This window comes from Limnohabitans sp. Jir61, from assembly GCF_003063545.1.
GTDB lineage: Bacteria > Pseudomonadota > Gammaproteobacteria > Burkholderiales > Burkholderiaceae_C > Limnohabitans.
In genome coordinates this window covers 729058-748241 of sequence record NZ_NESD01000001.1, presented here as the reverse complement: position 1 = coordinate 748241, position 19184 = coordinate 729058, and the positions used below count along the sequence as shown (strand labels likewise).

Genomic DNA, 19184 nt, shown 5'->3' with positions numbered 1-19184 from the left:
GGTCTCCTAATTCAAGTACGGCTGCCTGCAAAGCCAGACGGCTTCCAGATCAACACAGCAACCATGAAAACAAAGGGCAACAACACGGCGGTGTCGGGCAAATACACAGCACCAATCGCCTGCACCATACCGAGCAGCATGGCGGCAATGAAGGCCCCTGCTAATGAACCCAAGCCACCGATCACCACAACCACGAAGGAGTCAATGATCACGTCCGCACTCATAGAAGGTGAGAGCGATAAAAAAGGAGCGGCCACCACACCAGCCAAGCCGGCCAACGCGGTCCCTAAGCCAACGACACCAGCACTAAGCAAATCGGTGTTCACGCCTTGCATCGATGTAGTCACAGGGTCGGTGCTGGCCGCACGGACAAACAAACCAATTTTGGAAAAACGCAACCACATGGTCAGCCCAATGGCTACACACAACCCGACTACGATTACACCAATGCGGTAGGCTGGCACGGGCGTGCCGACCAAGTCAACAGTGAATGCCAAGGCTTGTGGTGCGGCGACGGACAAGTTACTCTTGCCCCAAATGGTTTGCACCATGTCCTCAATCACCAGTAACAAACCAAAGGTCACCAACACCACCGTCAAAGGATCACGGTCTTGCAACAAGCGAAAACCGTAACGGTCCAGCAACACGCCAAAAAGGGCCATCACCGCAGGTGCGGCCACCAGGGCCACCCAAAAATTGCTATTAACTGCAATGGTGTAGCCTAGGTACGCACCCATCATGTAGAGCGAACCGTGTGCGAAATTCACAACGCGCCTTAAGCCATAAATCAAGGCCAAACCAGAGCACATCACGATCAGTAATGCACCATAAACAAGGCCATTGAACAAATTGATTGTCAACATGGTTGTATGTCTCCTTGTGATATTTTTTCTAAACTTCGATCGGACCCAATGCTGCATCTGGTGCACCCAAGGCCATCCAGCCACCATCCACGGGCAAAACCGCTCCCGTGATGTAGCTGGCTTGTGCGGACACCAAAAATGCAATCGCTTGCGCCACCTCTGAGGTGCGCGCCATCCGGCCCAGCGGCGTTCGACGTGCAATTGCCGCACCATCAATAGCCCCCTGCTCTGCCAACTTTTCTACCAAGGCTGTTTTCACATACCCAGGCGCCACTGCATTCACACGGATACCGCGTCGTGCCCACTCACTGGCCAAGGCGCGCGTCATGCCCAACACCCCGGCTTTGGCAGCGCAATACGCGTTGCGGCCTGGAATGCCACCGAAGCTGGCAATTGAGCCAATGTTCACAATTGCACCGCGCACGCCCTGCGCATCACGGACTTGCTGCGCCATGCACGCAATCACGTGTTGCGACATCAAAAATGTGCCACGCAAATGGACCGACAGCACACGGTCAAATGCATTAATGTCTTGCTCAAGCGTGAGCAAGGTTTGGTCCGCAATACCCGCGTTGTTAACCAGCGCATCAATCAATCCATGTGCCTGTCGAACGTTCGCGACACATGTCTTAACCGCATCCAATTGAGTCACATCACAAGCCCAACCTGTGTGACCATGCCCCAGATCGCGTGCGCGCTGTTTAGCCAAATCGCCATTCAAATCCAACAAAGCCACATGCCAACCTGCATTAGCCAAACACTGGGCAGTTGCCCAGCCGATGCCCTCTGCAGCACCGGTCACGATGGCTACTGAAGGAATATGTGTCATGTGCGAGCTTTCATTTCAAGCCATGCATATCAACTGCTCTGATCAAACGCGTCTCTTGCGCTGTGATCAGATGGCCAGATGCTTTTAAGTAAGCTGAAAAATCAGGATGGGTATCACGTGCGCGGCAACGGCGCTCGTAATCAGCCAAATCGTCATAAGCCCACAAATGCACAAATTGATTTTGTGGTCCCACCATGCTGGTGTAAAACCCAATCGGATGGCCCAAGGTTTCCATCAGAACGGGCATCGCCAAGGTGTTAAACACCTCTAAAAACTCAGGCATCTTTCGCAAGGCAATGGTGTAGATGCGATGATCTATCAAAGGCTTTTGCAATGACAACATAGTCAAACTCCTGCCAAGTCAGCCAAGTGCTGGCCGGTCACGTAACCAAAAGTCATATTGGGGCCATGTGTGATGCCCGCCGCGGGATATTTGCCACCCATGATGCTGACTCGGTCATTGCCGACAGCATACAAACCACGAATCACAGAGCCATCTTGTTTTTTAACTTCACCCACCACCGTGGTTTGAATGCCGTCAAACGTTCCCAAGTCACCCATCACAACTTTGACCGCATAGAAAGGGCCTTTCAGAATGGGTGCCACACAAGGGTTAGGTTGTTGCTCAGGATCAGCTAAGTAGCGATTGAAGGCGGTAGTGCCGCGACCAAATTGCAAATCCTGTCCTTCTACGGCGCCTATGTTGTAATCGCGCACCGTTTCTTCCAAGGCTTGTGGATTGAGGCCAGCGGCTTGTGCCAATTCACAGAGCGTGTTGCCGCAAAACAAATACCCGTTACGAATGAATTTACCAATGGGCATAGGTGCTGGTTTGACAAAGCCCAACCCGTATTTACCCAGTGTGGTCTTGTCACAGATCAGCCACATAGCTGTTTCTGATTGACCTTCGCATGCACGAATCATGTCGACACCTACATCGTGGTAGGAGTTGGATTCATTGGTGAAACGTTTGCCGTTGCGCAGCACACCTATCACACCGGGCTTGTAGCGATCCAACAAATGCGGAAACACGCCTACTTCACCGTCACCGTAATCCACCTTAGACACAGGCATCCAAGCGGCAGAGTCTTTGAATCGAATACGCGTATCCGCACCCAAAGTTTCTGCCAAGCGCACGCCATCGCCTGTGTTGGATTGAGGTGTGGGCGACAGGTGCGCTCCTCCGCTTTTTAAGTGGGTGTATGTCTTTGCAATTCGCTGAACGTCATGCGGAAAGCCACCACACGCCAACACCACACCAACGCGCGCATGAATATTGCGCCTCACAGCTTCGCCACCAGCTTGCACACCAACCACTTGTTCGTTTTCGAACAATATTTTTTCAGCGGGTGTAGCGGTGAGGATGGGGATGCCCAAGTCAAGCGCTGACTTAGCCAAACGAGCGGCCAATGCATTACCGCTAGTGACTTGCACAGCGCGTTGATACAAAACCAACTCTTTCATGTGATTGACCAAACGCTTGGCGACATAAATGAACGATGTCAGTGATTTAGTAGCACGGAAAAAATGCTTCAAATCTGCATTCGAAGAATTGAACATCATTCCCATGAAGGTGATAGTTTTCAAAGGCAGCTTCAATCGTTTCATATCGTTACCAAGGCCACGAATGTCATAGGGCTTAGCCAATATTGATCGGCCAATGTTTGCGCCACCTGCCACATCGGGGTGATAGTCAGGGTAAAGCGTGGGGATAAATTGCATCTCCGTTTCACGCTCAAAGAAATCCACCATCTTGACGCCGTTGTCGATGAAGGTTTGCACCGCTTGTTGGTCGTAAAAGGCACCAGTCTCTTGCATCATGTAGGTGTGCACCAAGTCAGCCGTATCTTGGGAATTTTGCTTCACGCCGTGGTGATTCAAGGGTATCCACAGCACCCCCCCCGACAAAGCAGTTGTGCCACCAAAGACAGGTTCTTTTTCAAGTACCACCACATTCAAACCGCGCTTTTTGGCGGTGATGGCACAGGACAAACCTGCAGCACCTGAGCCGACCACGATCACATCACATTGCGTTGGAAAAGACATTGTTCAACTCCTCAATTCGATTGGTTGTAGCCAGGCCGAGGCACCATGTCCATCAACATGCATTGCATGCCGCCGTCAACCACGAGCTCAGCGCCGTTCACATAAGCCGAGCGTTCACTGGCCAAAAACAAAGCCACATTGGCGATGTCGCTGGACTCACCTACGCGTCGACTGGCGGTGACTGCAGCACGCTTGGCTTCAAAGCCAGGCACCTCATAAAACTTGGCTGACAAAGCCGTGCGAATCATGCCGGGGCAAATGGCATTGCTACGAATCCCCAGCGGCCCCCACTCCACTGCCATCTGCCGAGACATTTGCAAAACACCCGCTTTACTTGCGCTGTATGAGCCGCTGCCCGACTGCGGGAACAAACCAGAAATTGAAGCGATGTTCACTACACTGCCACGCCCTTCTGACTTCATTGGTTCGACAAATGCGCGTGAGCAAAGCAAATAGCCTGTCAGATTGACATTCAAAACGTGCTGCCAATCTTGCAAGCTCACATCGCTTAAAGAGCCCGCACGTAGCAGCCCGGCGTTGTTTACCAACACATCGCAGCGTTGCCAATGCGACAGGACTTTCTGTGCAGCCGAGGTCACGTCGTCAGGTTGGCTGATATCACACACCAAAGGTAAAACATCACCGCCTAGCTGACGCAAGGCGTCAGCCATTTTTTTGACGGCAACCTCATCGCGGTCAAGCATAGCCACATGCGCCCCCTCTTGACATAGCAATTCGCTGATAGAAGCACCGATACCACTCGCGGCTCCTGTCACAACGCAGACTTTGCCGGACAATTTCAACCAGTCCTGTGTTGTGCGCATGCAGTTAGTCTCCCGTTATTTCTTGTTCTGCATTGTTTGAATTTGCATAAGATTTGTGATTGACGAATCACGCCAATAAAAGGACAATTCGTGCAAATTAGGAGTACGCATGAGTCTTTCTCGGGTTATCCCTAGCTACGATTTGTATGGCGACGAGGCCACGCCGGGCTGGAGTAGCTCGTTCAATTTCGAGTGGATTCCGCAACGATCGAAGATTTACAACTGGATCATTCAACCGCATCGCCACGATTCTTTTTTTCAAATTTTGTATTTGAAAAGTGGATATGTGGACGTGCAAATTGACCACATCAAAACACGCGCCACAGCGCCTTGCTTGCTGGTCATCCCTGCGGGGCATGTGCACGGTTTTCATTTCTCTAAAACCATCGATGGTCCAGTCGTAACGGCCACACAAAAAACGCTTGAATCGGTTGCCAGTTCGGTCATGCCTGAATTGTTGGACACCATAAGAACCCCTCGAATTTTGTCCTTGCAGTCTGAAATGCGATACATCGTGCAGCTGATGCCTTTGTTCTTGTCGCTTGAACAAGAATCGCGCACACATGCAGTGGGTCAAATGGCCGCAGGCATGTCGCTGCTGTTGGCCTTGCTGGTACAAGTCAATCGCATCAGCAAGCTGTCGGGCATGTCTGAATTTCAAACACATCACACGATTTCCAGAAAAAATCAACAAATCGAAAAGTTCAGAAGCTTGATAGACCGTGACTTTCGAAAGCAATACAGCTTGCAAATCTATGCCAATGAAATTGGTGTCACTGTGGGACATTTGTCGCGTTTGTGTCGCGAAGTCTTGGGCAAGTCGAGCTTGGAGGTCATCAACGCACGCATCTTGCAAGAAGCTGAGCGAGAGCTGGTCTACACCAGCGTATCCATCAAACAGTTGGCGCATGAGCTCGGCTTTGATGATGATGCTTACTTCACTCGATTTTTCCGTAAACATGCAGGCGTGAGTCCCAAAGTCTTTCGCGCCAATTATTTGAAAAAGATTCACGGCGATGGCGTGACTAAGAAAAAACATAGCGCTTAAGCATTTAGCCCATTCGAGCTAGCAAGCCTCCATCAATTGCCAGCACTTGCCCATTCACAAAACCACCTGCTGGTGACACCAAAAACAACACCACCGGTGCAATATCCTCTGGCATAGCCCATCTACCAGCAGGAACACTTGACTTGAGATACCCCTCAAAGCCTTCACGTTCTTGCAGACCCTTAGTGAAATCGGTTTTGACAAATCCAGGGGCAATGGCATTGGCTGTAATGCCATCTGCACCGTATTCCACAGCGATAGACCTCGCCATCGAAGCCGTGGCTGCTTTTGCAGTTGAATAAGCTGAAATCAACGGCATCGTTGCTTGCCCTGACACCGATGACACCATCACAATACGCCCAAAGCCTTGCGACAGCATGTCGGGAAGAAACGTTTGTGTGCAATTAAATGCACCGTTTACATGCACATTCATGAGTTGCTGCCATTCTTCTGGACTCATCTCCACCAAGGCTTTGCGATTCTGATTGCCAGCGTTGTTGACCAAGATATCAACACGCATGCCTTTCTGCACCAAAGCTAATTTACCCTCACGCACAGAAGCATGGTCTGATACATCCATCACCAAGGCATTTGCGCGAATGCCTTCACTTATAAGGGCATGTACTGCTTCATCACAGACTTCTGCATGAAGATCGTTGATCACAACATGCGCACCTGCATGGCCAAGGGCTTTGGCAATCGCAAAGCCGATGCCGCGAGCTGCCCCTGTGACCAATGCCACCCTTCCAGTTAAACCAAATGTATGGTGCAAGTAGTTGTTCGGCATATGCATCTCCAAGTACTGAGTTTTTACTGACACAATTCCAGAATAAATGGGGGAATCGGTACCGCACGAATGCTGGGTTGATCTGGGTTGCCCGTCTCGCAAAAAGCCGCAAAAACACGAACGTCTTGTGCTTCCAAAATTAAGTCTGTGTCACGGTAAATTTTGTATTCCATCACAAAGCTTGTATTGCGCCATTCGGAAACACTGACGTGCACATTTAGATGATCGCCGTAACTAGCTGTCTTCACAAACCGTGTCTGTATATTTACCAAAGGCGTTCCCAAAATGCCCATAGATTTTTCTGTTTCTTTCCAAGACGGCACGCCACACTTCACAAAAAAGTTACGTGATGCCGCATCAAGCCATTTAAAGTAATTTGGAAACCAAACAATCTTGGCTGGATCACAGTCGCCGAATTCAACGTTAACTTTATAAATTACGACTTTGTTCATTAATCATCATTCGATCAAGTTAATGAACCTGCTTGGTAGCGCAAAATTTCACGCAACTTGAACTTTTGAATCTTTCCTGATGGCGTCGTAGGCATGGCGTCGCGAATCTCTATTTTTTCTGGAATGTATTGCATTGCGACTTTTTGCGACTTGAGGTAATTCACCAATCCCATCAAATCCAAGCTTTGCCCAGGCTTTAACACCACAACAGCGCAAGCCCTCTCACCCAAACGTTCATCGGGATAGGCCACGATGGCGGCCATCGCAACGGCGGGATGGCGATAGAGCAATGATTCGATTTCCACGACAGGAATGTTTTCACCGCCACGGATGATCACATCTTTGCTGCGGCCCGTGATACGCACATAGCCTTGTGCGTCCAAACGAGCTAGATCACCCGTGTCAAACCATCCTTCTGCATCGGTACCATTAAGATGTGCGCGTTTCAAATATCCACCAAAGTTTGAGCAAGAGCGCACATACAACTTGCCCACCTCACCTACGGGTAACGATAGCCCATCGTCATTCACCACTTTGAGTTCGACGCCAGCCAACGGCAATCCGTCCGTCGTGAATGCACGCTCATCTGGGTCGTTCAGTTCAATCAAAGTGACTGCGCCGTTTTCAGTCATGCCCCATGCGGACACAATCTTGGTGCCCAACACGCTACGAGCTTGCTCAACCAACGGTCCGGGAATCGGAGCTCCCGCACACAAGAAGGTACGAAGTGTTGGCACTTTTTTGCCTGACTCTTCCACGTTTTTAGCCAAATCAGTTAGAAACGGTGTAGATGCCATCGTGAAAGTAACTCGCTCTTCGCGAATCAAATCAATCGCAAGCAAGGGATCCCAGACATCCAGCAACACGACGCTGGACTTGAGCATGATAGGCATCATCAAGCCGTACATAAAACCAGTTTGGTGCGCCATTGGTGATGCCATCAAAACGACATCGTTGGCATCCAAGCGCAAACGCTCAGCATAAGGAATGATGTTGGCCATCACCGTATTGGCGGTGTGCATCACGCCTTTAGGTTCCCCAGTAGTGCCCGAGGTGTAGATAAGTTGGGTTACATCATCAGGGCTGGGACGGTGCTGCTTCAGCAGCATCTTGGCATCGCTTTGTTTCTCCCACTCTGGACCACTTAGCAAAGCTTCATAGCTGTTCACACCCGCGCCATCAACCACCACAACATGCTTCAAATGAGGCAAGTCAGGTTTCAATGCATCAACCATCTTCTCGTAATCGAAACCACGGAAGGTTTGCGGGATGATGAGCACCTTGGCTTCACCATGCTTCAGCATGAACGACAACTCACGCTCTCGGAAGATGTGCATGAGTGGGTTCATCACCGCACCAATGCGTGAACATGCGAGATAGGTGACCGTAAACTGCCACCAATTGGGTAGCTGGCAAGCCACGATATCGTTATGGCCCACCCCGAGTTGACTCAAACCTACGGCAACACGATCAGCCATTATGGATAACTCGCGATAAGTGAAGTGCCTCACTTGACCACTCTCCGCTTTTACTGCGGTCAAAGCCGTCTTATCAGGACAAGACGCAACACAGGAATCCAGATCATCGTTTATGGTGCGGTCATGCCAATAACCTTTGGCAATGCTGTGTTCACGACGGGCGGAAATTAAGACGGCATCGAATTCCATAGTTGTCTCCTCAGTGGATCAGTGGTGTCATTTTTTACACGAAGCATTTAGGCGGGAACAAACTTCCGACCAGCACGTGTGCGTGCAATGATGGTCTTCATGATTTGCGCTGTCCCGTCACCAATCTGAAAACCCAATACATCACGCAATCGTTGCTCCATTAATCCTCTGTCGTAGCCACCATGGCCATAACAGAGTAGGCATTGATGAATCACATCGTAGGCAAGCTTAGGGCCCCACCACTTGGCCATACCAGCCTCGGCGGTATGCGGCAAGGACTTATCCTTGAGCCATAAACCTTGCAAGCACAGCAGACGTGCACCTTCAACCTCCGTGTCGAATTGAGCTAATGGATGCGTCACGCCTTGGAATGCCGATAGGGGTTGACCAAAGGCTTGGCGCTGGGTGATGTATTCCCAGGTTTCCTCTAGCGCCACACGCGCCACGGCCAAACATTGCAACCCAATAAGTGAGCGAGAAAAATCAAACCCGTGCATCACTTGGACAAAGCCTTTGTTCTCGTCGCCCAAGCGATGGTTTACAGGCACACGGACGTTTTCAAAAAAGATAGATCCACGACCAATGGCACGCTGGCCATGACAGTCAAAGCGGTTGGTGGTCAAACCAGGTGTATCCATCGGCACCAGCAAAGCCGTCACTCCATGCGCTCCGTCTTCAGGCACGCCCGTGCGACCAAAAACCACCGTGATGTCGGCTTGATCTGCAGCAGAGATGGATGTTTTTTCGCCATTGATGACATAGAAGTCACCGTCACGTTCAATCCGTAAACGCAAGTTGGCGGCGTCAGAGCCTCCGCGTGGTTCGGTCAAGGCAATGGCACAAATAGCCTCACCTTGCGTGAGTTTTTTAAGCCAAGGGCCCACCACATCGGGGTTGCCGTACTTAGACAAAATTTGACCATTCAAGGATGCCAACAAGTTCAAGTAAGAGAAACTCAAGTCAGCGCGCGCAATCTCTTCATGAATCACCCCCGCAGCCAAACATCCCATACCCAAACCGCCAAACTCTTCTGGTAGTTCGGGGCAGATGAAGCCAAGCTCGCCCATCTCACGCAACAACTCACGGTCAAGCTCACGGGTCTTGTCACGCTCTAAAAACCCTGGCCTGACGCGCTCGTCTGCAAAACGTCGCGCCGTCTCAGCCAAGGCTTGCAGGTCTTCGTCGATGTAGGGGTTGGGATTCATTACAGGGCTCCTTACTGGGGCAAATTACTTGACGTACTTGCGAAACTCAGGTTTGCGTTTTTCTTTGAGCGCATTCACACCTTCACGTGATTCTTCGGTGTCGTAATACAACTTCAATGCGTACATGCCCAAACCTGCAATACCCGACTGATGAGCGGTATCGGCGTTAAAACTGCGCTTTGCTATGGCAATCGCGGTTGGACTACGTTCACAAATCTCCTCGCCCCACTTTTGCACTTCAGCATCAAGCTGATCATGTGGCACACACATATTGGCTAAGCCCATCGCCACAGCTTCTGTCCCGGTATAGCGACGGTTGAGGTACCAAATCTCGCGGGCTTTTTTCTCACCCACCACACGTGCCAAAAAAGCAGTGCCGTAGCCAGGATCGACCGAACCCATCTTCGGGCCAACTTGTCCAAAGACGGCCTTGTCAGAGCAAATCGTCAAATCACAAATCGTGCACAACACATTGCCGCCACCGATAGCAAAGCCCTGCACGCGAGCGATCACGGGTTTGGGCACATCGCGAATAGCTGTGTGCAACTCTTCCATTGGCAAACCAATAGTGCCGCGTCCGTCGTAGTTGCCATCGTGCGCAGATTGGTCACCGCCAGTACAAAACGCACGGTCACCCGCACCAGCTAATACGATGCAGCCCACACTGCGGTCATAGCCGGCTTTGTTCAGCGCCTTGATGATTTCATCGCATGTAGTGCCACGAAACGCATTCATCTTGTCAGGACGGTTGATCGTGATCCATGCCACGCCATTGCGGTTTTCGTAAAGAATGTCTTCGAATTGCATGTGAGTCTCCGATATGTGAAATTAACCGTGCATCGTCAAGCCACCAGACACGCTGATGACTTGGCCGGTGATGAAGGAAGCGTCGTCACTGCCAAAGAAAACAATGGCACTGGCCAAGTCTTCGGGCTGTCCCAAGCGGCCAAGCGGTATGGCGCTGCGGAAAGCCTCAATCAATTTAACTGGATCCCGCGCGCCTTCAGCCACTCCCGCCAACAAGGCGGTGTCAGTGGGGCCAGGACACACAACATTGACAGTGATGTTGTGCCGTGCATGCTCACGCGCCAACGTTTTAGACAGTGCCACCAAGCCCCCCTTGCAAGCGGAGTACACAGCTTCACCCGACGAGCCGCCACGTGCGGCATCTGACGCAATGTTGACAATGCGACCCGCATTACGCTCAACCATACCGGGCAACACAGCGTGCAACATGTGCAAAGCACCCGTTAAGTTAATGGCGATCAACTTACTCCATTCATCAGGCACAGTTTTAACAAAAGGCTTGAACACATCCCAACCGGCGTTGTTGACCAAAACATCAATGGGACCAAGTTGGACTATGGTGTCCATCACTGCCGCATCGACTGCTGCTCGATCAGTGATGTCACACTTGTAGGCAACCGCTGTGCCACCCGAGGCTTGGATGGCTTCGGCTACTTTTTGGGCAGAATCTAAATTCATGTCAAACACCGCGACCTTGGCGCCCTGCGCGGCAAATCGGCGACAAGTGGCGCCACCAATACCACCCGCACCACCAGTAACAATGACGGTTCTGTCTTTCAAATGATTCATGCTGCTCTCCAAGTTTTACAAGGTGGTTATGCTTGACACCAACATCAAACTTTTTAAAAATCTCATATTTATGTCAATGTGTTGTCATATTATGTGAGGTCGGCATCAATTCACAAACCTTATTTTTCAATTTTTTACAATGGTTTTCCCTAAACAAAATAGCAAACAATCTCGACTAGACATTGCCAACCGGTTGTTTTTCCGCTTGTATCAATGTGCAAATATGTTGCATAAAACAGGTACCCGCGCTGTGGAAAAAGAAGGCTTAACCACGCAACAGTGGGCGGTGTTGGGCGCACTGTCACGCACAGGCGCAGAGGAAGGCTTGAGCGTGGGTGATTTAGCGCGTTATCTAAAAGTCAGCCGACAAAACCTATCAGGGCTGCTTGGGCGTATGGAGCGCGACGGCCATATTGAACTGACTACAAACGATCGTGATCGACGCGCGAAATTGATCACCATGACAGCAAATGGTCGTAAGGTATGGGAAAAAGATGCACAGCCAAAAATTCGTGAATACTACGAAGCTGCGCTGACCGACTTCTCGACAGGAGACCTAACCCACACCTTGCACTACCTGATGAAGTTGCTCGACAACATGGAAAAAATTGACAAGTCCATTGAATCAAACAATGACGATCTTTAATAGTGCATGAACAATTGCAAATATCACAAAGTCTAAATAGCAATATGAATTGTCAATAAAACTACTCTAGTTATTCGATAAATTTTTGCCGTACTCACACAATTCGATTTAACTCAGGGGAGTTGCTGAACTGTAATTGAGCCAAGCGAGAGTAAACACTTCCGTTGGCCATCAGCTCTGCGTGCGTTCCTCTCTCTGCCAGGCGACCATGGTCTAGAACCCAAATACTATCGGCCCGCTGGACTGTCGACAACCGATGCGCAATGACCAAAGTAGTACGGCCTTGCATCGCTTTTTCCAACGCAGCTTGCACCATACGCTCGCTGTTTGCGTCCAATGCGCTGGTGGCTTCATCTAGTAGAAGCATAGGTGGGTTTTTTAAGATTGCACGGGCAATCGCGATGCGCTGACGTTGCCCACCAGACAGGCGTACGCCTCTGTCCCCTAAATACGTATCGAATCCTTGCGGCAATTCTGAGATAAATTCCATAGCAAACGCCGCCTCTGCCGCGACATGAACCTCTTCGTCTGTCGCATCGGGTTTGCCATATCTAATGTTTTCCATCACAGTTCCAGAAAACACCACTGACTCTTGCGGAACTACGCCAATGCGTTGTCGCAGGTCATTCAAGTCCATAAGCTCAATTGGCACACCGTCTAATATGACTCCCCCCTGTTGAGGCGCATAAAAACGCATCAACAAAGAAAACAATGTTGTCTTGCCTGCACCGCTCGGTCCCACGATAGCAACCGTTTGTCCAGCAAGAATCTCACCTGTTACACCATTCAATGCTTGCTGCATAGGACGTGATGGGTAACTAAAGCTCACGCCGCGCAACGCAAGATTCGACCCATTTTTTGGCCACGCCGCATGCTGAGGATGAACAGGCGAACGCACGTCTGAGCGTGTATGCAACAGCTCCATCAATCGCTCAGTAGCCCCAGCTGCTCGCAATACATCACCATAAACTTCGCCCAATACAGCGAATGCGCTGGCTAACAAAATAACGTAAATAACCGTCTGTCCCAGCTCACCAGCGGTCGTGGTGCCAGCACGCACTGACAGTGCCCCTAAATACAATCCCCAAAGTAAGGCTGCGCTTGAGGCCATGATGATGAAGCCTACCAGTGCAGAACGCGCACGGATTCGCCGCAATGCAGTTGCTAACGCTTGCGCTGTCGAAGTGCGAAAGCGCTCAGCTTCTCTGTGCTCAGCGGTGTAACTCTGAACGACTGAAATAGCATTTAGAACTTCTGACGCAATTGCACTTGAATCAGCAGCTCGATCTTGACTTGCACGCGATAAACGACGTACTCGCCGGCCTAAATAAACACTCGGAAAGATCACCACAACCAAGACTGTCATGACTTGAAGCATGAGCAATGGATTGGTCCATACCAACATGACCATTGCCCCGATGCCCATGACAAAGTTTCTTAATCCCATCGACAACGATGAACCAACGACGGTTTGAATCAAAGTTGCATCGTTGGTTAACCTAGACAAAACTTCGCCAGATTGCGTGGTTTCAAAAAACGTAGGACTTTGCTGTAACACATGCGCATAGACTTGATTTTTAAGATCAACAATAATTTTTTCACCCAACCAACTCACTGTGTAAAACCGAGCGGAAGAAAAGAGCGCTAAAGCAACGGCGACCATGAAGAGATTGATAAATTTCCCAACCAAAACCTCTTCCCCAGCAGGCGCAGCCAACCCTTGATCAATCATATTGCGTAAGGCCCATGGGAAAGCCAAGGTGGTCGCTGCAGCCAAAATTAAGAAGACAGCGGCAAATGCTACTTGTACACGATAGGGACGTACAAATGGTAAAAGCCCAGACAGTGATTTAGGAGATGATTTCAAACGAGGACCTACTAACTCTTTTTAAACTTGCACCGCTTCAAGCCACATGGCATCAATTGCACTTAGCTTGTCTTTATCAAAGCTTGCTAGAACTTCCCAATATTTTCCTGAAGGGACCATGTATCCTAAATTCTGCTCTGTTTGCAGCGCTTTGGTGACCACATCATGTTTAATTAAAGTCTTTTGCTCTTTTAGAAGTTGTAAAAGTTGCCTCTCATGGTCAAACTCTTTCAGAGACATACGAGGAAAAAGCAGGCGCGACTCAGGCAGCTGAGAAAGATTGGCAACTCCGCAATTTTGCTCATGTGCAATTGCCATAAATCGAACAGACTTTGCCTCTAACGACTGCAAGGTCACATCGGGTCTAAGCGGATCAGCGGTCCCATTCCCATAAAAGTGCGTTGACTTGCCTTTTTCTGCAGAGTAAACCATGTCGCATCCAACAAATGCGATGAGGTCAGGCTTTAAGGCACCAAGCGCCCAATATGCCGCCGTGAAAGCCATCGTTCCACCTGCATAAACAAACCCACCAAAATAGTTTTGCTGCGGTACAAACTCGTTTGCTGCAATCAGCTTCTTACCTATTTGATCTTTTTCGGCAGGCAACCGATTGCTCGGAAAATCTTCCGGATAAATTAAGTAATTCCATCCATCAAATAGTTGCCACGCATTGTTGATCGCAACGCAGCTAGAAAAAATAGATAAGTCCCAATTCTTCACACACACAGCATCTGGGGCGCTACCAATAATCAGCACAACATTTAATTTATTAACCACTTAAATTGATCTCGATCTAAAAAATAACTTCTACAACTATGTCAGTTGTAACTCATTCACGTGACATATCGCACTGAAGGGTCTTAGCCATGAAAATGCCATGACTTAACATTTGACAAGCTAAGGTAGCGGGAATGGAGCAAACAGCAGATGGATGTATTCAGCACAGAGATCACCACAAACGATCTGATCTTTGGGGGCATCGCTTGTCTTGCTGCCATTTGGATTGGAATTTCGCTCGCTAAAAAACAAGCTAACACCTACAAGGGCCAACCCAATAGTGGCAGCGACGCCGAACAGCCAGGCCATGAAAATTTACCGCAAGTCAACCACATCGACTACGGCGACATGCGGTTTTTGCATCTGGGAACACCTTGGGTACAAGGCTCGATGAAGATCAGCAAGCCGTATGACATTCACCTCGAATACGTTCAACGCATGATGGGCTGGCTGTTATTTGTAGATTTAGACCAAACTTGTCATTTGCAAGCGATGCAGTTAGGTTTAGGCGCGGCATCTTTGACCAAGTTTTGCCATCTTCAATTGGGCATGCACACCACGGCTGTAGAACTGAACCCACAAGTCATAGACACTTGTAGAAACTGGTTCTACCTGCCCGAGGACAATGCCAAATTAAAAGTATTGCTTGCTAACGCCGCAAATATTGCAAGTCATCATGAATGGCGTGGAAAAATTGATGCGCTCCAAGTCGACTTGTATGACCAAGAGGCCGCTCACCCTGCGCTAGACAGTGAAGGGTTTTACGCCGACTGTAGACAACTACTGACAGCCCAAGGTTGCATGGCTGTCAATTTGTATGGCCGTGATTCAAGCGCAGAAACTAGCATGCAGCGGATTGGTAAGGCGTTTGGCCCTGACGCTATGTGGGCCTTCAAGCCTACAACAGCAGGCAACACGATCGTGCTGGCGTTTCGTACGCCTCGGGCATTGGACAAGAACACTTTGCTTTCACAAGCGCAAAAAATTCAAACACGCTGGCCCTTGCCAGCGACAAAATGGTTAAAAGAATTAGCGCCATTGCAAAGTTAATTAAGCTACGCATTAACCTAGGTTGCGCCAAGAAATTGAAAGTAGTTTCGCTACCTAATCCAGTAGATGCCCAGTCTTCACAAAGATCGTGCAGCCCTCTTTACTAAAAGGCTTGTGAAGACTCATATGGGGACTTCTGATCCACGAACCTGCTGGATAGCGTCCGTGTTCATCCTCAAACACCCCATCCACGACAAAGATTTCTTCTCCGCCATAGTGTCTGTGTGGATTGAAATAAGTTTGTGGCGCCCATCTCACTAAAGTCGACCCACTCCCCTGTTGCATCAAAGGCATGACATTAAGACCAGGCACCATACCTTGGTACCAAGGGGATGTTGTTGTATCCATGACTTCACGCACGACCTGATCTGAGCCAAGATGCCGCAGCTTCACAAACAGAGTGCACCCAGACTTACTAAATGGCGCATGTGATGAACCTGGTGGATTCATGATGTATGTGCCAGCGTGATAGTGGCCTGTCTCATCACTGAACGTCCCATCCAAAACAAATATCTCTTCCCCAAATTCATGGTGATGCTTTTGAAACGTAGATCCTGGCTTGTACCGAACGATAGAAGTTGCCTTAGCCACCTCGTCACCAAAGCGCTCAAGCATTCGCCTTTCAACCCCTGATTCGGGGCTCGGAATCCAAGGAAGGTCATGATGATTGATCACGACTTTTTCACTGTAATCAGCATTGATGTTCATTTGTCTTGATAAAACTTGGATGGAATGAGCAGTAACCTAAATTTCGATCGATCAGATGTTTAAGACATCCCACTATTAGGGATTTTTACACCACATCAATTAATCTACACAGCATCATAAGTATTGTTAGGAATCAGACGCATAAACCCTAACTTCTTGAAGAACTTCCCCAACATCAACTTGGCTCTCATAGCCAATTAAATATAAGGCACCTGCTCCCAGTCCGTTGTGTAACTCGGTGACTTCCGCTCTTGCTTCATCTGCCACTCTTTGTAGGCCCCTTGCGTTGACACCTTCACTGTGCCTCGCCCAAAACGTTTATTCAGTCCATCCACCGCATCCATCAACCTCTTGTCCGTCGCCTGAGCTGGCTCCAACCAATCAGCTTGATACCTTCCTGTCGGGTGTATCTCCCCAAGCATGATTCCTGCCTTTTTGTATTCATACCCAGGCTTGAATAATCGCTCAACAAGATAGTCAGCCCAGCGATTCACCACAAGGCTGTCGTTCGTTGGCTGCGGCAAAGGCACAGTAAATGTCGGGTTGTATTGCGGCAGGTCTTTGCGAAAACGGTTTGTGTACAAAGACACTTGAATCAACGATGCATGCGAGCCTTGAGCGCGCAACTTGGCGCAAGAGTTGGCCACAAACGTGCTCATGGCATCTTTGAGAACGGCGACGTCACGCACAGTATGGCCAAACGATCTGCTGCTCACGATTTGCTTTTTGTCTGGCACTAGTTCCTGTAGCTCAATGCAAGTCACGCCTTGCAACTCACGCTGAGTTTTCTCCATCACCACACCAAACTCGGCTCTTAGCGTCGCGCAATGTGCGGCGCGCAAATCTTGAACGGTATGAATACCGTGTTCGGCCAACCGAACTGTCATCCTGCGCCCTACCCCCCACACCTCGCCCACTTCAATTTGACTGAGCAACTTCACCTGCTGAGCTTCAGACAAATCGTTGTAGTTGAAAACACCTTTCGACCTAGGGTGCTTCTTCGCAATGTGGTTCGCCAACTTGGCTAATGTTTTGGTTGGTCCAATGCCAACGCACACAGGGATGCCTGTCCACGCAATCACACGCTCACGCATTTCGTAGCTCGCATCTCTGAGCTTTGGCGTGCCTGTGAGGTCAACGAAACATTCGTCGATGGAGTAAACCTCGTGCTTGGGCGAGTAGTCACTCAAGATAGACATCACCCTGTTCGACATGTCTGCATAAAGAGCATAGTTAGAGCTCAAAGCAAGAATGCCACTTTCTTCTGCAAGGTGTTTGCACTCGAACCATGGCTGCCCCATGCGAATACCCAAAGCTTTCGCCTCGTTAGAGCGTGAGACTGCACAGCCATCATTGTTTGACAGCACAACGATCGGTACTTTTTTTAAATCAGGACGGAAAACACGCTCACAACTCACATAGAAGTTGTTGCAGTCCACCAAAGCTATTTGCGGTGTCATAGCTCAACTTCTTCGACCTTCACGGTTTTGAGCATGATGGGCTTGACCAAAATCTTGTAACTATCCAAATCAAAGTCATGCTGCTGGTACGCATTGATCTGACTTGGATGGCTCGACTTAGAACACTGCGTCCCCAAGTAGCACCAGTTGTTCACGCGATGGCGTTGTACCCACTCACCAGCTTGTTCAATCAAATCAATCGGGCCATCAAACGGCCACACTTCGACTTGCGAGTCCACCAAGGCAGAAAAAAGCCTTTGGTCATGTGTGGGTCGGTCTTCTCTACCCACACAGGCACCAAGACATGTTTTGATCTGCAAGCCAAAGCACCCTCGCGTGGATGTTTTCTCTAAGCCTAAGAGCGCGAGGCACAGCATGTGCTGCTGAGCCAGCTCCTTGAGCTTGGCTTTGGCGGCATGACTTGAAGAATACAAACCGTAAAGCTCAGGCGTGGAGCCTAGGTTGACTTGCTTGCTGTCCACAACCTCTGGCAAAGCGCCTGCATTGGTTTGATTCAGCCTTATCGAGCAGAGCGTCCTTATTCGCCTCAAGCGCTGATTGAACAAAGGGGTTTGTTCTTTGATCATTCGAGACTCCAGTAACAAAGCCCCAATCTCACCTGCAGTTTCGATGAAGTCGATACGACGCGTTTGAGCAATCATGCTGGCTTCCTCTGGCGTTCTCAAATGACTCAAGACACGCGTGCGAATATCAACGCTCTTACCGATGTAAAGCGGCAGTGTCCCCTCGCCTTTGAAGATGTAAACACCAGGGTTGCGCGGCAACACTGCCAGACTATCCGCATCAATCTTGTGTTCGAGCAGCTTGACGTTGGTGGACGGCATGACTCAACACAGCTTGTGAATGTTATTGGTCACCACACCCCAGACCACAAAGTCGTCCTCTTCTTTGATGAGGCGTGCGGGGTAAATGGGGTTTTCAGCGATGAGCTTGACCACGCCGCCCCGTCGGTAAAGCCGCTTTACCGTGAACTCGTTGTTCAACAGCGCAACGACGATGTGGTTGTGCTTAGGGTCCATGCTGCGGTCAACCAAGAGCGCATCACCCTCGTAGATACCGATCCCCGTCATGGAATCGCCCTTGACGCGAAACACATAGGTTGCGGCTTTGTTACGGATCAACTGCTTGTTGAGGTCAATCCGCTCTTCTGTGTGATCTGCTGCAGGTGAAGGAAAGCCTGCAGGAACGAGCCAGCCGCAGACATCCAACCATAAAGGGCTAGGGTCTAGCAACACTGGATGATTGTGAGATACAGACGTTGTTTCCATAACGCGATAATACTGTACAAATAAACAGCCTCACAAAGGGGCCGCATAATTAGTCAACCTGAACTGACTG

At 49.7% G+C, this 19184-nt stretch carries 20 protein-coding genes; 3 read left to right on the top strand and 17 right to left on the bottom strand.

Going from position 1 to position 19184, the window contains the following annotated elements:
- Positions 1-11 precede the first annotated feature (11 nt).
- The 5 genes from B9Z35_RS03675 to B9Z35_RS03655 are packed head-to-tail and all read right to left on the bottom strand — an operon-like array spanning position 12 to position 4562.
- The gene (locus B9Z35_RS03675) at positions 12-863 is read right to left on the bottom strand and encodes a branched-chain amino acid ABC transporter permease (protein ID WP_108282283.1); all 852 of its coding nucleotides are present in this window, start codon (positions 861-863) and stop codon (positions 12-14) included.
- A gap of 28 nt (positions 864-891) precedes the next feature.
- A complete protein-coding gene (locus B9Z35_RS03670; protein ID WP_108282282.1) occupies positions 892-1692 on the bottom strand; it encodes an SDR family NAD(P)-dependent oxidoreductase in 801 nt (266 codons plus the stop codon).
- Between the two features lie 10 nt (positions 1693-1702).
- Complete coding sequence (locus B9Z35_RS03665) at positions 1703-2035, bottom strand: NIPSNAP family protein (RefSeq protein WP_108282281.1); 333 nt, start codon at positions 2033-2035, stop codon at positions 1703-1705.
- Between the two features lie 2 nt (positions 2036-2037).
- The gene (locus B9Z35_RS03660; protein WP_108282280.1) at positions 2038-3738 is read right to left on the bottom strand and encodes an FAD-dependent oxidoreductase; all 1701 of its coding nucleotides are present in this window, start codon (positions 3736-3738) and stop codon (positions 2038-2040) included.
- 11 nt (positions 3739-3749) lie between these two features.
- Entirely contained in the window at positions 3750-4562 is an 813-nt protein-coding gene (locus B9Z35_RS03655) for an SDR family NAD(P)-dependent oxidoreductase (protein ID WP_108282279.1), read from the bottom strand.
- Positions 4563-4671: 109 nt separating this feature from the next.
- Here B9Z35_RS03655 and B9Z35_RS03650 point away from each other — a divergent pair, with 109 nt between their 5' ends.
- A complete protein-coding gene (locus B9Z35_RS03650; RefSeq protein WP_108282278.1) occupies positions 4672-5610 on the top strand; it encodes a helix-turn-helix domain-containing protein in 939 nt (312 codons plus the stop codon).
- Between the two features lie 4 nt (positions 5611-5614).
- Here B9Z35_RS03650 and B9Z35_RS03645 read toward each other — a convergent pair whose 3' ends face one another.
- From B9Z35_RS03645 to badH, 6 genes are read right to left on the bottom strand one after another with little or no spacing between them, the layout of a single operon-like run.
- Positions 5615-6397: an SDR family NAD(P)-dependent oxidoreductase gene (locus B9Z35_RS03645; RefSeq protein WP_108282277.1), complete on the bottom strand. Its 783-nt coding sequence runs from the start codon at positions 6395-6397 to the stop codon at positions 5615-5617.
- A 23-nt stretch (positions 6398-6420) separates the two neighbouring features.
- Positions 6421-6849, bottom strand: coding sequence for a thioesterase family protein (locus tag B9Z35_RS03640; protein ID WP_108282276.1), 429 nt, complete (start codon positions 6847-6849; stop codon positions 6421-6423).
- A gap of 14 nt (positions 6850-6863) precedes the next feature.
- A complete protein-coding gene (gene aliA, locus B9Z35_RS03635; RefSeq protein ID WP_108282275.1) occupies positions 6864-8516 on the bottom strand; it encodes a cyclohexanecarboxylate-CoA ligase in 1653 nt (550 codons plus the stop codon).
- Between the two features lie 47 nt (positions 8517-8563).
- Positions 8564-9721 (bottom strand): cyclohexanecarboxyl-CoA dehydrogenase, encoded by a 1158-nt coding sequence (gene aliB, locus B9Z35_RS03630; protein ID WP_108282274.1) that lies wholly within the window; start codon positions 9719-9721, stop codon positions 8564-8566.
- A gap of 24 nt (positions 9722-9745) precedes the next feature.
- Positions 9746-10528 (bottom strand): 2-ketocyclohexanecarboxyl-CoA hydrolase, encoded by a 783-nt coding sequence (gene badI / locus B9Z35_RS03625; RefSeq protein ID WP_108282273.1) that lies wholly within the window; start codon positions 10526-10528, stop codon positions 9746-9748.
- A gap of 21 nt (positions 10529-10549) precedes the next feature.
- Positions 10550-11317 (bottom strand): 2-hydroxycyclohexanecarboxyl-CoA dehydrogenase, encoded by a 768-nt coding sequence (gene badH, locus B9Z35_RS03620; RefSeq protein WP_108282272.1) that lies wholly within the window; start codon positions 11315-11317, stop codon positions 10550-10552.
- A gap of 139 nt (positions 11318-11456) precedes the next feature.
- On the opposite strand from badH, the gene B9Z35_RS03615 reads away from it, so the two are divergent.
- Positions 11457-11963, top strand: a complete 507-nt coding sequence (locus tag B9Z35_RS03615) for a MarR family winged helix-turn-helix transcriptional regulator (protein WP_108282271.1) — start codon at positions 11457-11459, stop codon at positions 11961-11963.
- 94 nt (positions 11964-12057) lie between these two features.
- On the opposite strand, the gene B9Z35_RS03610 is transcribed toward B9Z35_RS03615, so the two are convergent.
- Together B9Z35_RS03610 and B9Z35_RS03605 are read right to left on the bottom strand one after the other, a co-directional pair.
- Positions 12058-13830, bottom strand: coding sequence for an ABC transporter transmembrane domain-containing protein (locus B9Z35_RS03610; protein ID WP_108282270.1), 1773 nt, complete (start codon positions 13828-13830; stop codon positions 12058-12060).
- A 21-nt stretch (positions 13831-13851) separates the two neighbouring features.
- Positions 13852-14586, bottom strand: a complete 735-nt coding sequence (locus tag B9Z35_RS03605; RefSeq protein WP_199219758.1) for a hypothetical protein — start codon at positions 14584-14586, stop codon at positions 13852-13854.
- Positions 14587-14757: 171 nt separating this feature from the next.
- Between B9Z35_RS03605 and B9Z35_RS03600 the strand changes: the two genes are divergently transcribed.
- Positions 14758-15657, top strand: coding sequence for a spermidine synthase (locus B9Z35_RS03600; RefSeq protein ID WP_233246458.1), 900 nt, complete (start codon positions 14758-14760; stop codon positions 15655-15657).
- A 54-nt stretch (positions 15658-15711) separates the two neighbouring features.
- On the opposite strand, the gene B9Z35_RS03595 is transcribed toward B9Z35_RS03600, so the two are convergent.
- The 4 genes from B9Z35_RS03595 to B9Z35_RS03580 all read right to left on the bottom strand — a co-directional run bounded on the left by B9Z35_RS03595 (position 15712) and on the right by B9Z35_RS03580 (position 19114).
- Complete coding sequence (locus B9Z35_RS03595; protein WP_108282268.1) at positions 15712-16365, bottom strand: cupin domain-containing protein; 654 nt, start codon at positions 16363-16365, stop codon at positions 15712-15714.
- Positions 16366-16562: 197 nt separating this feature from the next.
- Entirely contained in the window at positions 16563-17825 is a 1263-nt protein-coding gene (locus B9Z35_RS03590) for a Y-family DNA polymerase (RefSeq protein WP_108282267.1), read from the bottom strand.
- A complete protein-coding gene (locus tag B9Z35_RS03585) occupies positions 17822-18670 on the bottom strand; it encodes an endonuclease (protein WP_108282266.1) in 849 nt (282 codons plus the stop codon). The genes B9Z35_RS03590 and B9Z35_RS03585 overlap by 4 nt, the downstream gene beginning before the upstream one ends.
- 3 nt (positions 18671-18673) lie before the next feature.
- Complete coding sequence (locus B9Z35_RS03580; RefSeq protein WP_108282265.1) at positions 18674-19114, bottom strand: LexA family transcriptional regulator; 441 nt, start codon at positions 19112-19114, stop codon at positions 18674-18676.
- Positions 19115-19184 lie beyond the last annotated feature (70 nt).

Coding starts and splice junctions, on each gene's coding strand:
- B9Z35_RS03675 (WP_108282283.1), bottom strand. CDS start 863: ATGTTGACAATCAATTTGTTCAATGGCCTTGTTTATGGTGCATTACTG.
- B9Z35_RS03670 (WP_108282282.1), bottom strand. CDS start 1,692: ATGACACATATTCCTTCAGTAGCCATCGTGACCGGTGCTGCAGAGGGC.
- B9Z35_RS03665 (WP_108282281.1), bottom strand. CDS start 2,035: ATGTTGTCATTGCAAAAGCCTTTGATAGATCATCGCATCTACACCATT.
- B9Z35_RS03660 (WP_108282280.1), bottom strand. CDS start 3,738: ATGTCTTTTCCAACGCAATGTGATGTGATCGTGGTCGGCTCAGGTGCT.
- B9Z35_RS03655 (WP_108282279.1), bottom strand. CDS start 4,562: ATGCGCACAACACAGGACTGGTTGAAATTGTCCGGCAAAGTCTGCGTT.
- B9Z35_RS03650 (WP_108282278.1), top strand. CDS start 4,672: ATGAGTCTTTCTCGGGTTATCCCTAGCTACGATTTGTATGGCGACGAG.
- B9Z35_RS03645 (WP_108282277.1), bottom strand. CDS start 6,397: ATGCCGAACAACTACTTGCACCATACATTTGGTTTAACTGGAAGGGTG.
- B9Z35_RS03640 (WP_108282276.1), bottom strand. CDS start 6,849: ATGAACAAAGTCGTAATTTATAAAGTTAACGTTGAATTCGGCGACTGT.
- aliA (WP_108282275.1), bottom strand. CDS start 8,516: ATGGAATTCGATGCCGTCTTAATTTCCGCCCGTCGTGAACACAGCATT.
- aliB (WP_108282274.1), bottom strand. CDS start 9,721: ATGAATCCCAACCCCTACATCGACGAAGACCTGCAAGCCTTGGCTGAG.
- badI (WP_108282273.1), bottom strand. CDS start 10,528: ATGCAATTCGAAGACATTCTTTACGAAAACCGCAATGGCGTGGCATGG.
- badH (WP_108282272.1), bottom strand. CDS start 11,317: ATGAATCATTTGAAAGACAGAACCGTCATTGTTACTGGTGGTGCGGGT.
- B9Z35_RS03615 (WP_108282271.1), top strand. CDS start 11,457: ATGGTTTTCCCTAAACAAAATAGCAAACAATCTCGACTAGACATTGCC.
- B9Z35_RS03600 (WP_233246458.1), top strand. CDS start 14,758: ATGGATGTATTCAGCACAGAGATCACCACAAACGATCTGATCTTTGGG.
- B9Z35_RS03595 (WP_108282268.1), bottom strand. CDS start 16,365: ATGAACATCAATGCTGATTACAGTGAAAAAGTCGTGATCAATCATCAT.
- B9Z35_RS03590 (WP_108282267.1), bottom strand. CDS start 17,825: ATGACACCGCAAATAGCTTTGGTGGACTGCAACAACTTCTATGTGAGT.
- B9Z35_RS03585 (WP_108282266.1), bottom strand. CDS start 18,670: ATGCCGTCCACCAACGTCAAGCTGCTCGAACACAAGATTGATGCGGAT.
- B9Z35_RS03580 (WP_108282265.1), bottom strand. CDS start 19,114: ATGGAAACAACGTCTGTATCTCACAATCATCCAGTGTTGCTAGACCCT.